Here is a 15,144-nt window from a genome sequence, read left to right as displayed (position 1 = left end):
TCGAACCCCGGTCGCCACCGTGAAAGGGTGATGTCCTAGGCCTCTAGACGATGGGGACGCTGATAACGATGTAGCTTTTGCGGACAGGCCTAATGCCCGAAAAAGTTGGTGGAGCCAGCCGGGATCGAACCGGCGACCTCTTGCATGCCATGCAAGCGCTCTCCCAGCTGAGCTATGGCCCCACGTGTACTGGCAGAAGCGGAATCTTACTCGATTCCGGCGGCATGTACAAACCCCGCACAAAAAAAGTCCGGCATCGCCGGACTTCAGGTTTCTTGCAAATAAAAATGGCGTCCCCACGGGGATTCGAACCCCGGTCGCCACCGTGAAAGGGTGATGTCCTAGGCCTCTAGACGATGGGGACGCTGATAACGATGTAGCTTCTGCGGACAGGCCTAGTGCCCGAAAAAGTTGGTGGAGCCAGCCGGGATCGAACCGGCGACCTCTTGCATGCCATGCAAGCGCTCTCCCAGCTGAGCTATGGCCCCACGTGTACTGGCAGAAGCGGAATCTTACTCGATTCCGGCGGCATGTACAAACCCCGCACAAAAAAAGTCCGGCATCGCCGGACTTCAGGTTTCTTGCAAATAAAAATGGCGTCCCCACGGGGATTCGAACCCCGGTCGCCACCGTGAAAGGGTGATGTCCTAGGCCTCTAGACGATGGGGACGCTGATAACGATGTAGCTTCTGCGGACAGGCCTAGTGCCCGAAAAAGTTGGTGGAGCCAGCCGGGATCGAACCGGCGACCTCTTGCATGCCATGCAAGCGCTCTCCCAGCTGAGCTATGGCCCCACGTGTGCTGCGAGGAGCGGAATATTAGCGACGGCGTCCTGCCTGCGCAAGCGTTTTTTGAAGTTTTTTTAACGCGGCGGAGCGCGCGATTTAGGCGATCGGCTGGCGCAAGCGCCGACCGCATGCGTCCATCGGCTCGATGCACTGCCCTTCGATCGCATTCGATCGCCAGCAGCCATGCGATATCGGTGTGCATGACCAGACAGTCGGGCCGACAGCGAAGCACTGCTTCGTCCATCGCACACCTAGAGATGTGTAGACGAACTTCGTATCGGCGTCCCGCGGGAGTTCGCGTCCGCGGCATGGGTCGAGGCGCTGGTGGCAATCCGGATCCAGGGTCCGCCCCGGTGAGGAGCGGACAGATGCCCCGCTCGCCTCCGCAAACGCAAACGGCCGGCGCCCCCTTTCCAGAAGCCATGGTGTCGATGCGCTCGTCGCGGACCAGCGCCATCGGCACAAGCGCAGGTCGGTGCAGAGCTCCCACGACCCATCGCGCAAAAAACAAACGGCAGCCGAAGCTGCCGTAGGTTTCTGGTGCCGAAGGTGGGACTCGAACCCACACGCTTTTAAGGGCGGCGGATTTTGAGTCCGCTGCGTCTACCGATTCCGCCACTTCGGCGCGGCCGCGAAGTATAGCCGACCGCAACGGCCTGCGACAGGGGTAAACCCTTCATCTTCGTTGGGATCGCGATCCAACCAGCGCCATCGCGGCTGCCGCTATAATTTCCGTTCCCAAACCTTAACGAGCAAGCGATGTCGGCATTGCGGGGCCTGCGTATCCTGGTGGTCGAGAACGACGAAATGAACGCCACGCTGCTGGAATTGCAGCTTGCCCAGGCCGGGGCAGACGTCATCGGCCCGGCCGAGTCGGTGCGGGAAGCGCTTTTGCTGATCGACCAGGAACGGCCGGATCGGGCGGTGCTCGACTTCCGCCTGGCCGCCGGCGAGACCAGCGAGGCGGTCGCACGGATGCTGACCGAGCGTGCGATCCCGTATGTGCTGGCCACCGGCGTCGCGGCCGAATCGCTTCCTGCCGGTTTCGCCGCCGGAGTGGTGCTGACCAAGCCGTATCTGTCCGAACAGCTGATCAAGGCGCTGGGCGATGCTCACGCGAAAATGACCGCTCGCCCTTGAGAATCCCGGATCAGGAGCCTGCCCTGCAGGGATCGATTCGAGGGATATCGCCATCAACGCTCATGACCGATCGCCCCCTCCTGTCTGGCTGCCCGCCAACAGCGTCACGGGAGAGTTGCTGCGCGCCATCGATTGGTCCGGCCACGAGTTGGGACCGCTGCACGAATGGCCGCAGAGTCTGCGTTCGGCGCTGTCGATCTGCCTGAGCTCGCGCTTCCCGATGGTGATCCGCTGGGGCACGCGGATGATCAATCTCTACAACGACGCCTATATCCCGATCCTGGGGATGCGCCATCCCTTCGCCTTCGGGCGCGCGGCGGCCGAGGTATGGACTGACGTGTGGCCGACGGTGGGCGCGCAGGCCGAACAGGTGATGGCCACCGGCGAGTCGACCTGGAACGAGCACGTCCCGTTCGTGATGATGCGCAACGGCTACAGCGAAGAAGTGTATTTCACCTTTTCCTACAGTCCGCTGTTCGACGACCACGGCGGCATCGGTGGGGTGCTGTGCGTGTGCACCGAGGACACCGCCCGGATCAAGCTGGAACGCGAGCGCGATGCCTTGCTGAAGGCATTGGATGCGCAGCGCATGCAGATGGCCGACGCGTTCGAGCAGTCGCCGGCGGCGCTGGCGATCCTGCGCGGCCCGGACTATGTGGTCGAAAGCGTCAACCGCCGCTACCAGCAACTGGTCGGGCCGCGCGAGGTGGTCGGCAAGCCGCTGGCCGAGGCGATCCCGGAGATCCAGCAGCAGGGCTTCATCCGCCTGCTCGACAACGTGCGCGCCAGCGGCCTGCCCTTCACCGGCGAGTCGATGACCTTCAACCTGCGCCGCACGCCGCACGAGACGGTCTCGGAAACCACGCTGGAATGCGTGTACCAGCCGATGCGCGACGCCGAAGGCAAGGTCACCGGGGTGCTGGTCCACGGCATCGACCGCACCGAGCAGACGCGCGCGCAGGCCCACGACAGCTTCCTGTTGATGCTCGAGGACGCGCTGCAGAACCTCGACAGCGCCGAGGCCATCTGCGAGACCGGCGCCGCGCTGCTCGGCCGGCACCTGCAGGCGAACCGCTGCGCGTACGCGATCGTCGATGCCGACGAAGATACCTTCGACGTACGCGCCGACTATGCCGACGGCACCGCGCATCTGACCGGGCGCTCGCGCCTCAGCGATTTCGGCAGCGACCTGCTGGAATGCATGCGCGAGAACCGGCCCTGGGTGGTGCAGGACAGCGAAACCTATTCGCCGCCGCCGCACTTCGACAATGCCGGCTACCGGCGCCTGGGCATGCGCGCGTTGCTGAGCGCGCCCCTGCACAAGGCCGGGCGCCTGGTCGCCGTGGTCGGCGTGCACCAATTGCGGCCGCGGGTCTGGACCTCGGCGGAAATCGAACTGGTGCGGCTGGTCGCGGCGCGGTGCTGGGAATCGATGGAGCGCGCCAGCGCGCAGTCGGACCTGGCGCGCAGCGAGGCGCGCCTGCGCGAGTTGGCCGATGCGATGCCGCAGATCGTGTTCACCGCCACGCCCGACGGCGACGTCGACTATTTCAACCGGCGCTGGTACGAATACACCGGCCTGCCGGTCGGCGAAGCCAGCTACGACAGCTGGCGCAAGGTGCATACCGAGGATGGCCTGGCGCGAGCGATGCAGGCCTGGCCGGACGCCGTGCGCAGCGGCCAGCCCTACGAAATCGAATACCCGCTGCGCCGCCACGACGGCAGCTATCGCTGGCACCTGGGCCGCGCGCTTCCGATCCGCGACGAGGGCGGCCGGATCGTGCGCTGGATCGGCACCAATACCGACATCCACGATCGTCGCGTGGTCGAGCAGCGCCTGCAGGAAAGCGAACTGCGCTTCCGCAACCTGTGCGACAACGCGCCGGTGCTGATCTGGATGGCCAACGCCGATGGCGATTGCGAATACGTCAGCCGCCAGTGGTACCTGTTCACCGGACAGACCGAACAGGAGGCGATGGGCTCGGGCTGGATGGAGAAGATCCACCCCGACGATGCCGCGGCGGTCGGGCGCACGCTGGCCCGCGCCGCCGCCGATCGCCGCGCCTTCAGCATCGAATACCGGCTGCGCCGCCACGACGGCGAGTACCGTTGGTGCGTGGATACCGCCTCGCCGCGCTTCAGCTCGTCGGGCCAGTTCCTCGGCTTCATCGGCTCGCTGCTGGACATCGCCGAGCGCAAGCGCATCGAGAACGCCACCGCCGCAGAGCGTGCGGCGCTGGAGATGATCACCACCGGCAAGCCGCTGAGCGCGGTGCTCGAATCGATCGCGCGCGGCATCGAGGCGCAGAGCGACGCGGGCCTGCGCTGCACCATCATGCTGGTCGACGAACACCGCCAGTGCCTGCTGGAAGGCGCCGCGCCGAGCATGCCCGCGGCGTTCCGCAAGATGGTCCACCGCCTGCCGATCGGCGAGCGCAGCGGCTGTTGCGGGCGCGCCGCGTTCCTGCGCCGGCAGGTGCTGTGCAGCGACGTGCGCGTGGACGCGAACTGGCAGGAGTATCTGGTCGCGGCCACCGAAGCCGACATCGTAGCCTGCTGCTCCACGCCGATCCTGGCCAGCGACGGCCAGGTGCTGGGAGTGGTCGCGCTGTACCACCCGTTCGTGCACTACCCCACCGTGCACGAGCAGGACCTGGCGCGCTCGGCCTCGCACCTGGCCGGCATCATCATCGAACGCCGCGAAACCGATCAGCGCCTGCAACAGTTGCTCGCCGCCGAGCAGAGCGCGCGCGGCGAGGCAGAACGCGCCAGCCGCATGAAGGACGAATTCCTGGCCACGCTGAGCCACGAACTGCGAACCCCGCTCAACGCCATCCTGGGCTGGTCGCGGCTGATGCAGGGCGAGGCGGTGCGCGAAAAGGACTTAAGCAGAGGCCTGGAAGTGATCGAGCGCAGCGCCCATGCGCAGGCGCAGATCATCGACGACCTGCTGGACATGAGCGCCATCCTGTCCGGCAAGGTGCGGCTGGAAGCCACCGAACTGGATCTGTGCGCGCTGGTCGGCGAGGCGATCGATGCGGCGCGGCCCGGCGCCGAGAGCAAAGGCATCGACATCGCCCTCACCCCGTGCAGCGACGCCCCGGTCCTGCCCTATCTCGGCGATGCGGTGCGCCTGCAGCAGGTGCTGACCAACCTGATCGGCAATGCGATCAAGTTCACCCCCAGCACGGGCAAGATCGCGGTGACGCTCGACAACAGCGCCACCCACCTGCGCATCAGCGTCAGCGACAGCGGCGTCGGCATCGATCCGCTGTTTCTGCCGCATGTGTTCGACCGCTTCCGCCAGGCCGACGCCAGCAGCACGCGCAGCGCCGGTGGCCTGGGCCTGGGCCTGGCGATCGCCAAGCAATTGACCGAAATGCACCACGGCCAGCTGTCGGTGAGCAGCGAAGGCGTCGGCCTGGGCGCCACCTTCACCCTGCTGCTGCCGCGCAACGATCCGCAGAGCCGCCATCCGGCGCGACGCAGCGATGGCGCGACGAACGCCGCCGCGGCGTTGCAGCGCGGCGGGATCCGCTTGAACGGCATGCGCGTGCTGGTGGTCGACGACGACATGGACTCGCGCGGCGTCACCCAGCGTTTTCTGCAGGAGGCCGGTGCGGTGGTCGACGCCGCGGTATCCGCCGACGACGCCGAGTCGCTGCTGCGCGAGCGTCCGTACGACCTGTTGGTCAGCGACGTGGGCATGCCGCGCCGCGACGGCCACAGCCTGATCCGCAGCGTGCGCGCGCGCGGCGCCGGCGCGGTCAGCCGCATTCCGGCGATCGCGCTGACCGCATACGTGCGCGGCGAGGATCGTTCGCTGGCGCTGGAGGCCGGCTTCAACGCGCATCTGGGCAAGCCGGTGGATCCGGTCAAACTGATCGCGCTGGCCGCCTCGCTGGCGCAGCCGCACAGCGCCACCGAACAGGACCCGAACGCGCAAGCCGAACCGGCCTGAGCCGGCGCGGCACCGCGGCGCCGAACGCGTGCCGCGGCCGCCGCGGCACGCGGCCGCTCAGTTGCGTTTGGCGCGGGCGAACGCGTCGGCCAAGGCACTGTTCAATGGCGGCGCAGCGGGTGCACGTGGCTTGCCGTTGCCACCGCCACCGCCACCATTGCCGCCGCGCGCATCGCGCTCGCGCCGCGGCGCGCCCGGCGCCGGACGCGCGCCGCTGTCGCGCTCTCCGCTACGCGCCGATGCCGGTGCAGGCGCATCGTCCAGGCGCCGGGTCAGCGCGATGCGCTTACGCGCCACATCCACTTCCAGCACCTTGACCTTGACGATATCGCCGGCCTTGACCACATCGCGCGGATCCTTGACGTAACTGTCGGACAACGCGGAGATGTGCACCAGGCCGTCCTGGTGCACGCCGATATCGACGAAGGCGCCGAACGCGGCCACGTTGCTGACCACGCCTTCGAGCACCATGCCCGGCTTGAGATCCTTGATGTCCTCAACGCCGTCGGCGAAGCGCGCGGCCTTGAACTCCGGGCGCGGATCGCGGCCCGGCTTCTCCAGTTCCTTGAGGATGTCGCGCACGGTCGGCACGCCGAACTTTTCGTCGGTGAACTGGTCCGGCTTGAGCGCGCGCAGGAACCCGCCGTCGCCGATCAGCGCCTTGATCGGCTTGCCGGTGGCGCCGACGATGCGCTCCACCACCGGATACGCTTCCGGGTGCACCGAGGACGCATCCAGCGGTTCGTCGCCATCGGCGATGCGCAGGAAGCCGGCGCATTGCTCGAAGGTCTTGTCGCCCAGCCGCGGCACCTTCAGCAGGTCCTTGCGGCGCTTGAACGGGCCGTTGTCGTCGCGGTGGCGGACGATGTTCTCGGCCACGCTGGCCGACAGCCCGGACACGCGCGACAGCAGCGCCGCCGAGGCGGTGTTGACGTGCACGCCGACCGCGTTGACGCAGTCCTCCACCCGCGCATCCAGCGCCCGCGCCAGGCGGTACTGGTCCACGTCGTGCTGGTACTGGCCCACGCCGATCGCCTTGGGCTCGATCTTGACCAGTTCGGCCAGCGGATCCTGCAGGCGCCGCGCGATCGACACCGCGCCGCGCAGCGACACGTCCAGCTGCGGGAATTCCTTGGCCGCGAATTCGGACGCCGAGTACACCGACGCGCCGGCCTCGCTGACCACGATCTTCTCCAGCGTCAGCTGCGGATTCTGCTTGATCAGGTCGGCGGCGAGCTTGTCGGTCTCACGGCTGGCGGTGCCGTTGCCGATCGCGATCAATTCCACGCCATGCTGCGTGCACAGCTGCCGGAGCGTGTGCAGCGACTGGTCCCACTGCTTGCGCGGCTCATGCGGATAGATGGTATCGGTGGCGAGCAGCTTGCCGGTGGCATCGACCACCGCGATCTTGCAGCCGGTACGGATGCCCGGATCCAGGCCCAGGGTCACCCGCGCGCCGGCCGGCGCGGCCAGCATCAGGTCCTGCAGGTTGTCGCCGAACACCGCGATCGCCTCGGCCTCGGCCTTCTCGCGCGCCTGGTTGAACAGGTCCAGCAGCAGGTGCATGTGCAGCTTGGCGCGCCAGGTCAGGCGGCACGCGTCGAGCAGCCAGCGGTCGCCGGGACGGCCCTGGTTGGCGATGCCGGCGCGCACGGCGACGCGGCCTTCGGCGTATTGGTGGCCGGCCTCGGCATCGCTGCCCGGGTCCAGCTCCAAGTACACGATTTCCTCGCGGCGCGCGCGGAACAGCGCCAGCAGCCGGTGCGAGGGAATTTTCGCCAGCGCCTCGGTGTGGTCGAAGTAGTCGCGGTACTTGGCGCCTTCCTGCTCCTTGCCTTCGGCCACGCGCGCGCGGATCACGCCGACGTCGGCGAGCCAGCCACGCAGTTCGCCGACCAGCGCGGCGTCCTCGCCCCAGCGTTCCATCAGGATCGCGCGCGCGCCTTCCAGCGCCGCCTTGACGTCGGCCACGCCCTTGTCGGCGTCGACGAAGCCGGCAGCGACACTGTCCGGCGTCAGCGACGGATCGGCCAGCAGGCCGTCGGCCAGCGGCTCCAGGCCGGCTTCGCGCGCGATCTGCGCGCGGGTGCGGCGCTTGGGCTTGTACGGCAGGTACAGATCTTCCAGCCGCGACTTGGTATCGGCGGCGACGATCTCCGCGCGCAATTCGGCGCTGAGCTTGCCCTGCTCGTCGATGCTGACCAGCACCGCGGCGCGGCGGTCTTCCAGCTCGCGCAGATAGGTCAGGCGGGTTTCCAGGTTGCGCAGCTGGGTGTCGTCGAGGCCGCCGGTGACTTCCTTGCGGTAGCGCGCGATGAACGGAACGCTGGCGCCTTCGTCGAGCAGGGCGATGGCGGCGCGAGCCTGGGCCGGCTGCGCGCCGATCTCGGCGGCGATGGTATTGGCGATCTGCTGGGCGAGCTGAGTGTCGTGCATTGCATCCGGCCGAAGCCGCCTTGCGGAAAACCCCATTTTCGCAGCGCCGGCGCCGTCCGGGAACCCGTTGACACGGGCGCGCCGACCTGTCGGCATCGGCTCACGCCGCAGGCCGACTTGTCGGCATCAGCTCACGCCAGTGGGGCCGTCCAGCACGATGCGCACCTTGCGGACCAGCTCCTGGCGGTTGTAGGGCTTGGACAGCACATCGAATTCGGTGCCGCCGGCGTCGGTACGTTCGATCGAGGTCTCGGCATAGCCGGTGGTCAGCAGCACCTTGATCTTCGGCCGGCGCCGCCGTACTTCGCGCGCCAGCATCACCCCGTTGAGGCCGCCGGGCATGATCAGGTCCGAATACAGCAGGTCCACCTGCACGCCCTTGTCGAGCAGTTCCAGCGCTTCGCGCGCGTTGTGCACGACGTGGGTGGCATAGCCCTGGTCCTCCAGGAACAGCCGCGCCAGCTCGGCGATGTCCGGCCGGTCCTCCACGATCAGGATCGTCTCGCTGCCCTGCCGGTCGGAGGCGCGGCGCGCGCGCGAGTCGCGCGGCGCCGGGTTCTCGACGTTGTCGTCGATCGGGAAGTACAGCCGCACCGTGGTGCCGTGGCCTTCTTCCGAATACAGCCGCACCGCGCCGCCGGACTGCTTGGCGAAACCGTAGACCATCGACAGGCCCAGGCCGGTGCCCTTGCCCTCTTCCTTGGTGGTGAAGAACGGATCCAGCACGTGCGCCAGCACGTCCGCGGACATGCCGCTGCCGTTGTCGGTGACCGACACGCAGACATAGTGGCCGGGCAGCAAATTGTCGTAGGTGGTGGGTTCGTCGGCGCGGATCGAGACGTTGCGGGTCTGGATCACCAGGCGCCGTGCGGGCTGCTCGGCCATCGCATCGCGCGCGTTGATCAGGATGTTCAGCAGCGCCACTTCGGCCTGGGTCGGATCGATCCGGCAGTTGCGCAGGTCCGGCGCCAGGTCCAGCGAGAACACGATGCCGTCGCCCAAGGTGCGCTCGGCCACGTCGCTCATGCCGGCGACCAGCGTGTTGAGGTTGAGCACGCGCCCTTCCAGCTTCTGCTTGCGCGCGAAGGCCAGCAGTTGCTGGGTCAGCCGCGCGGCCTGCCCGGACGCGTCGCGCGCGCGCTCCACGCTCTTGCGCAGCCGCGCCGGATCCAGCGGCTCGCGTTCCAGGCCATGCTCGATCAGTTCCAGGTAGCCGGACATCACCTGCAGCAGGTTGTTGAAGTCGTGCGCGATGCCGCCGGTCAGCTGGCCCAGCGCCTCCATCTTCTGCGCCTGGCGCAATGCGTCCTCGGTATCGCGGCGGCGGCTGACGTCCAGCTGCGAGCCGAAGTAATAGACCAGCTCGCCGTGCTCGTTGTAGACCGGCGAGATGAACAACGCGTTCCAGAAGCTGGAACCGTCCTTGCGATAGTTGAGGATCTCCACCGCCACTTCGTTGCGCGCGGCGATCGCCTCGCGCACGCTGTTCACGGTGTCGCGATCGGTGTCCGGTCCCTGCAGGAAGCGGCAGTTGTTGCCGAGCAGCTCTTCGCTGCTGTAGCCGGTCATTTCCAGGAACGCGCGGTTGACGAACACGATCGGATTGTCCGCCTGCCGCGGATCGGTGACGATCATCGGCATCCGCGTGGTTTCCACCGCGGCGAAGAAGATATCGCTGCGGTGCTCGGACAGATCGGCGGTGGTGCTTTCGTGGACGGTGACGCGCGAATTGCTGGAGTCGGGTGCGGGCATGGTCGATGAGAGATCGATGCGAACCGCTGCTGGCCCGGCTAGGCGGGCGACCACACCGGGGTTCGCATGCCGGTGTCAACGCGAATAATACTGGTGCAAGCGTTCCACGACGATCTCGTCCTGCAGCGATTCCAGCGCCATGATCCGGACCCGGCGATCGCTCAGCGCGAGCACGCGCTCGACGTAGATCTCCGGCCCCTGGTCGGTCTCTTTCATCGATTTGCTGAAGCCATAGGGCATCACGCCCTTCTGGCCATCCTTGCTGCCACCGATATACAGAACGACCGACATGACGCTTCCTCTGCTGGGAATTCGTGGAACTGGCGCGCAGCCTACACAGCGGGTCGTGAGGGCGCTCTCCACGCAGGTTAATCGCGGCTGTTTGCCCGCAAATGACTTACGCCTGCCTCACGCCGGCTTAACCGGATCTAGGCATTAGTCGCGCACCTCCACGGCGACCGGCATGTATGGATCTCAAGAGCGGCTACCCCTTCTGGTCGGTGCGCAATGGCCTGATGCAGAGCTTTCCGCAGTTGCATAGCGACCTGCGCTGCGACGTGGCGATCGTCGGCGGCGGCATCACCGCGGCTTTGATCGCCGACGAACTGGTCGCGCATGGCCATGATGTCGCGGTGCTGGAGCAACGCGACATCGGCTGGGGCAGCACCGCGGCCAGCACCGCACTGCTCCAGTACGAGATCGACACGCACATGCTCGACCTGGCCAAGCGCTATGGCGAAGACGCCGCCGCCCTCGCCTACCGCTCCTGCGCGCAGGCGCTGGAGCAGTTGCGTGCGCTGGCACGGCCGCTGCGCGACGTCGACTTCGGCTGGAACGACAGCCTGTACTACGCCAGCCGCCGTCGTCACGTGCGCGTGCTGCAGCAGGAACTGCAGCTGCGCGCGCGCCACGGCCTGGACGTGGAATGGCTGGACGCGCAGGCGTTGCGCGCCGGGTATGGCGTCGAAGCGCACGGCGCGATCCTCAGCCACCAAGCCGCGCGGGTCGATCCGTATCGCCTCACCTACCGCCTGCTCGGCCGCGCGCACAAGCGCGGCGCCGGCGTCTACGACCGCACCCGCATCACCGACATCCAGGTGAACGGCCGCGGTGCCACCCTGCGCACCGATCAGGGCGTGCAGGTACGCGCCGGCCATGTGGTGATGGCGGCCGGCTATGCCAGCCAGGGCTGGCTGGATCAGCGCGTGGCCAGGAACCGCAGCAGCTACGCCTTCGTCAGCGATCCGCTGGACGACGCCCAGCTCGGCGTGCTGAAGGACACCATGGTGTGGGAAAGCGCGCGCCCCTATCTGTACCTGCGCAGCACCGGCAACGGCCGCATCGTCGCCGGCGGCGAGGACGACAGCGTCGACATCCCGATGCGCCGCGACGCGCGCGTGGACAGCAAGGCGCGCAAGCTATGCCGCAAGATCGCCAAGGCGATGCCGGGCCTGCAGTTGCAGCCGACCTTCGCCTGGGCCGGCACCTTCGCCGAGACCGCCGACGGCCTGCCGTTCTTCGGCCCGCACCCGCAGCACGGGCCGCGCATGCAGTTCGCGATGGCCTACGGCGGCAACGGCATCACCTACAGCATGCTCGGCGCCGGCCTGCTGCGCACGCAGATCGAGCGCCGCGCGCATCCATTGAAGCAACTGTTCGGTTTCGCGCGACTGGACTGAGCGTCAGCGCCGCCACGGCCACCAGCCGTGGCCGTGCAAGGCATAGCGGTCGGCGGCGCGCTCCAACGGATTGCGCACGTCGACCCCGCCGCAAACGAAGTACACCGGCAGGAACAAGGGGCCGAGCAGCAGGTATTGCAGCACGTGGGCACGCTCGTGGTCGCCCAGCCGCACATTGGGATGCTGGCAGCGGCCGGCGGCATGTTCGTAGGTGGCGCACGCCACGTCCAGGTCGTCGGCGCTGACCAGGATCACGGTGCCGAGCGTCAACGCGCCGCGCGGTCCCCAGGGGAAGCGGTCGAACACCAGCGCCAGCTCGCGCCGGCTGATCCGCGCGCGCGCGCCGAACGGCATGCCGGCGACGCCGGCGACCAGGCCGAGCAGCGTATTGGGCGAGGTCCACAGCGCGCCGAGCGCGAAACCGGCCAGGCGCAGCGCGGCCAGCGCCTGCCGCGTCAATCGGCTTCGTTGGGAATCAGCAGCCACAGGATCAGATACACCAGGATGCCGGGGAACGCGGCCGAGGCGATCGAACCGACCACGTAGACCACGCGCAGCAGCGTAGCGCTCCAGCCGAAGCGGTGCGCGATGCCGCCGATCACGCCGGCGAGCATGCGGTCGTTGAGCGAGCGCGACAGGGTTGGGGTGGACTGGGACATGGCGGCGGCTCCTGCGACGAATGCGCGCTCAGTCTGGGCGCGGCGGCGCGGATGCGGCGTGACGGCGCAGCGCGGCCAACTGCTGTGCGAACCAGTTCGCCGCGTCCTGCTCCGGCTGGCCCGGACAGGCCACCCGGTAGGCCTTGCCGCTGCTGCTGCTGCGGCTCGCGCCGCGCTCGATGAACTGCTCCGCGCTGGCGGCCAGGTCGCGCTTGCGCAGGTAGTCGTACTTGCGCTGCAGATGCGCCTTGGCCTCCGCCGCCGGATACCAGCTGCCGTTGCGCTGGAACCGGCATGGCGAGGCCTGCAAAGCGGCCAGCAGCGCGTCGATTTCGCGTTCGGCGACCGGCGACGGCGCGGCCGCGGCGAACGTGCAGACGCAGGCCAGGCCGAACGCCAGCAGGCGCGCACCGAGCCGACGCGGACATGGCGCGGCGCGGCGCATCACGCCTTCACTCGCCGCCATCGCGCTCGGCCAGCCAGCGATGCAGCGCCGCCGGCACTTCGCGCTGCGCGCGGCCGGACACGTAGATGCCGATGTGGCCGCCGCGGAAACTGAGTTCGGCATAGTCGTCGCTGCCGACCAGGCCGCGCAGCGCGCGCGAGGCGTCCGGCGGCACCAGGTGGTCCTGTTCGGCGTAGATGTTGAGCACCGGCATGGCGACCTTGGCCAGGTCCACCGCGTGCTCGCCGATGCGCGCGCGGCCGTGCACCAGCGCGTTGTCCTGGTAGAACTGCTTGACGAACTCGCGGAAGGTCTCGCCGGCCAGGTCGGGCGAATCGAAGATCCATTTCTCCATGCGCAGGAAATCCTCCAGCGCGCGCGGATCGTCGAGGATGTCCAGCAGCCCCACGTATTTCTGCAGGTTCAGCCGGAACGGCTTGAGCATCAGGTAGCTGGCGTTCATCAGGTCCGCCGGCACGTTTCCCAGCGTGTCCACGAACAGGTCCACGTCCACCTGCCGTGCCCAGTTGGACAGCATGTTGTCCCGGGTGTGGAAATCCACCGGCGTCACCATCGTCACCAGGTTGCGGACCTTGTGCGGCTGCAGCGCCGCGTAGCACAGCGAGAAGGTGCCGCCCTGGCAGATGCCGAGCACGTTGACCGGCGCACCGGCAGCGGCCTCGCGCAGGTGATCGACCGCGCCGTCGATGTAGCGCAGCAGATAGTCTTCCAGGGTCAGGTAGCGCTCGGAACGGTCGGGATAGCCCCAGTCCAGCACGTAGACGTCCTCGCCCAGCGCCAGCAGGCCCTTGACCAGCGAGCGGTCGGCCTGCAGGTCGACCATGTACGGACGGTTGACCAGCGCATACACGATCAGCAGCGGCACTTTCGCGGTGGGCGGCCGCTCGCCGACGAAGCGGTACAGCACCACCTTGCCGTCGCGCCACACCTCCTGCCGCTCGGTGACGCCGTACTGCACGTCGTCCAGCCCCGGCAGCACGCGCAGCCCTTCCATCAGCTTGCGCTGCAGCTCCAGGGTTTCCTGCAGCAGGTCGTCGCTGCTGAAGCTCAACGGCCCTTTCATGCGCGGCTCCGGCGCGGCGCGGCGCCCGCCTTGCCGCGTGCCGGCTTGGGCGCAGCGGGTTTGGGTTTCGCGGCGGGCCTGGACTTCGGCTTCGCAACGGGCTTGGACTTGGCCGGTGGCTTGGACGTTGAAGCGGCGCGCGCAACGGAGGGCTTGGCAGCGGCTCTGGTCCTCGTGCCAGCCGCCTTGGACGGCGCAGCGGGCACAGGCTTGGATCGCAACGGCGGACGCGACGCTGCCTTACCGCTCACGGTTCGTTCCGATGGCGCCGCCGCGGCGGCCGGCGCAGCGCCCCGCTCCAGCCGGCGCAGCCGCCGCTCCAGATCGGCGATATGCCGATGCGCGGCATCCAGCTCGGTGCGGGTGGGCAGGCCCAACTGCTCGCACAGCTGCTCGGTCTCGCGTTGCAACAGCGCACGCAGGCGCATCTGCGCATTGGCGAAGCCGGCGTAGACCTCGCGGAATTCTTCCGACAACGCGGACGCAGCGTAGGCCTCTTCGGCGGCGTCGATCCACAGGTCGAACATCGCCCGCGCGTTGGTCAGCTGGCGGCCCGGATCCTCGTGCTCGCGCAGCTTGGCCTCGAACACGCCGAAGGCGCGATCGATCGCGCCCTGCAACTGGCCCATGTACGCCTGCAACTGCGCCTGGTAGTCCTGCTGCGCCTTGGCCAGCGCGCGCCAGCGCGCATGGTGGTTGCGGCCCGGACCGAAGCCCGGCATCTGCAGCCACGGCCCGCTGTCGCGCTGCCAGCCCTGCAGCCATTGCGCCGCCTGCTGCAGCCAGGGATCCACGCCGGCCTGGCCGGCGCCGCGCGCGGTGCCGAGCAGCCATTGCAGCATCTGCTCGCGCTGGCCCTGCACCTGCTGCTTCCAGGCCTCGGCCACGTCGGCACTGCTGGCATCGCGCCCGGCGAACTGCGCGGCCACCTGCTGCATCGCGCCGAACCACTCGCCGGCCTGCTGCTGCAACTGCGACACCGCGTCCTCGGCCTGCGTCCCGGTGCCGCGCGGCAACCACTGCGCCCAGGTGTCGATCGCCTCGCGCCACGACCCGTGGCCGGCACCATCGGCGGGCTGTTGCGCGGCCGCAGCGCCGCTCTGGCGCAACGCATCGCTCCACGCGCCCCAGTACTGCCGCGCCAACGCTTCGAAATCGCCGGCACCGCTGCCGCCGCTAGCCTTCATCGCCACCCTCCCA

Annotated in this window: 11 protein-coding genes and 6 tRNA genes; 3 read left to right on the top strand and 14 right to left on the bottom strand. The window is 68.2% G+C overall.

All coding sequences use genetic code 11. From position 1 onward, the window contains the following. Positions 1-106: 106 nt before the first annotated feature. The 6 genes from JR064_RS04615 to JR064_RS04590 all read right to left on the bottom strand — a co-directional run bounded on the left by JR064_RS04615 (position 107) and on the right by JR064_RS04590 (position 1,413). A tRNA-Ala gene (locus tag JR064_RS04615) sits at positions 107-182 on the bottom strand. 106 nt (positions 183-288) lie between these two features. After that, positions 289-364, bottom strand: a tRNA-Glu gene (locus JR064_RS04610). 48 nt (positions 365-412) lie between these two features. Then, positions 413-488 (bottom strand) — tRNA-Ala (locus JR064_RS04605). A gap of 106 nt (positions 489-594) precedes the next feature. Continuing rightward, positions 595-670: transfer RNA gene (locus JR064_RS04600), tRNA-Glu, on the bottom strand. A 48-nt stretch (positions 671-718) separates the two neighbouring features. Continuing rightward, a tRNA-Ala gene (locus tag JR064_RS04595) sits at positions 719-794 on the bottom strand. Between the two features lie 532 nt (positions 795-1,326). Then, a tRNA-Leu gene (locus JR064_RS04590) sits at positions 1,327-1,413 on the bottom strand. 134 nt (positions 1,414-1,547) lie between these two features. Between JR064_RS04590 and JR064_RS04585 the strand changes: the two genes are divergently transcribed. Both JR064_RS04585 and JR064_RS04580 read left to right on the top strand, forming a co-directional pair. Continuing rightward, positions 1,548-1,928, top strand: a complete 381-nt coding sequence (locus JR064_RS04585) for a response regulator (RefSeq protein WP_179564854.1) — start codon at positions 1,548-1,550, stop codon at positions 1,926-1,928. Between the two features lie 115 nt (positions 1,929-2,043). After that, positions 2,044-5,889: a PAS domain-containing protein gene (locus JR064_RS04580; protein ID WP_206228937.1), complete on the top strand. Its 3,846-nt coding sequence runs from the start codon at positions 2,044-2,046 to the stop codon at positions 5,887-5,889. Between the two features lie 57 nt (positions 5,890-5,946). Here the strand turns inward: JR064_RS04580 and JR064_RS04575 are convergent, their stop codons facing one another. The 3 genes from JR064_RS04575 to JR064_RS04565 all read right to left on the bottom strand — a co-directional run bounded on the left by JR064_RS04575 (position 5,947) and on the right by JR064_RS04565 (position 10,368). Continuing rightward, positions 5,947-8,325, bottom strand: coding sequence for a Tex family protein (locus tag JR064_RS04575; RefSeq protein ID WP_206228936.1), 2,379 nt, complete (start codon positions 8,323-8,325; stop codon positions 5,947-5,949). A 126-nt stretch (positions 8,326-8,451) separates the two neighbouring features. Next, positions 8,452-10,077, bottom strand: a complete 1,626-nt coding sequence (locus JR064_RS04570) for a hybrid sensor histidine kinase/response regulator (RefSeq protein WP_206228935.1) — start codon at positions 10,075-10,077, stop codon at positions 8,452-8,454. Between the two features lie 75 nt (positions 10,078-10,152). Further along, positions 10,153-10,368, bottom strand: coding sequence for a hypothetical protein (locus JR064_RS04565; protein WP_185823128.1), 216 nt, complete (start codon positions 10,366-10,368; stop codon positions 10,153-10,155). Between the two features lie 176 nt (positions 10,369-10,544). Here JR064_RS04565 and JR064_RS04560 point away from each other — a divergent pair, with 176 nt between their 5' ends. Beyond that, positions 10,545-11,756, top strand: coding sequence for an NAD(P)/FAD-dependent oxidoreductase (locus JR064_RS04560; protein ID WP_206228934.1), 1,212 nt, complete (start codon positions 10,545-10,547; stop codon positions 11,754-11,756). Between the two features lie 3 nt (positions 11,757-11,759). Here the strand turns inward: JR064_RS04560 and JR064_RS04555 are convergent, their stop codons facing one another. Genes JR064_RS04555 through phaE form a run of 5 tightly spaced genes read right to left on the bottom strand, consistent with a single transcriptional unit; the run spans position 11,760 to position 15,131 of the window. Beyond that, positions 11,760-12,215, bottom strand: coding sequence for a hypothetical protein (locus tag JR064_RS04555; RefSeq protein WP_206228933.1), 456 nt, complete (start codon positions 12,213-12,215; stop codon positions 11,760-11,762). Next, the gene (locus JR064_RS04550) at positions 12,212-12,415 is read right to left on the bottom strand and encodes a PspC domain-containing protein (RefSeq protein WP_179564868.1); all 204 of its coding nucleotides are present in this window, start codon (positions 12,413-12,415) and stop codon (positions 12,212-12,214) included. The genes JR064_RS04555 and JR064_RS04550 overlap by 4 nt, the downstream gene beginning before the upstream one ends. 28 nt (positions 12,416-12,443) lie before the next feature. Beyond that, positions 12,444-12,860, bottom strand: coding sequence for a DUF5329 family protein (locus JR064_RS04545; protein ID WP_206228954.1), 417 nt, complete (start codon positions 12,858-12,860; stop codon positions 12,444-12,446). A 7-nt stretch (positions 12,861-12,867) separates the two neighbouring features. Beyond that, positions 12,868-13,944: a class III poly(R)-hydroxyalkanoic acid synthase subunit PhaC gene (locus JR064_RS04540; RefSeq protein WP_206228932.1), complete on the bottom strand. Its 1,077-nt coding sequence runs from the start codon at positions 13,942-13,944 to the stop codon at positions 12,868-12,870. Next, positions 13,941-15,131 (bottom strand): class III poly(R)-hydroxyalkanoic acid synthase subunit PhaE, encoded by a 1,191-nt coding sequence (gene phaE / locus JR064_RS04535; protein WP_206228931.1) that lies wholly within the window; start codon positions 15,129-15,131, stop codon positions 13,941-13,943. Before phaE ends, JR064_RS04540 begins: the two co-directional genes overlap by 4 nt. Between the last annotated feature and the right edge of the window lie 13 nt (positions 15,132-15,144).

This window comes from Xanthomonas bonasiae (genome assembly GCF_017163705.1).
Lineage (GTDB): Bacteria > Pseudomonadota > Gammaproteobacteria > Xanthomonadales > Xanthomonadaceae > Xanthomonas_A > Xanthomonas_A bonasiae.
Note: the sequence above shows the minus strand (reverse complement) of the source record. Positions and strands in the feature narration are given on the sequence as shown.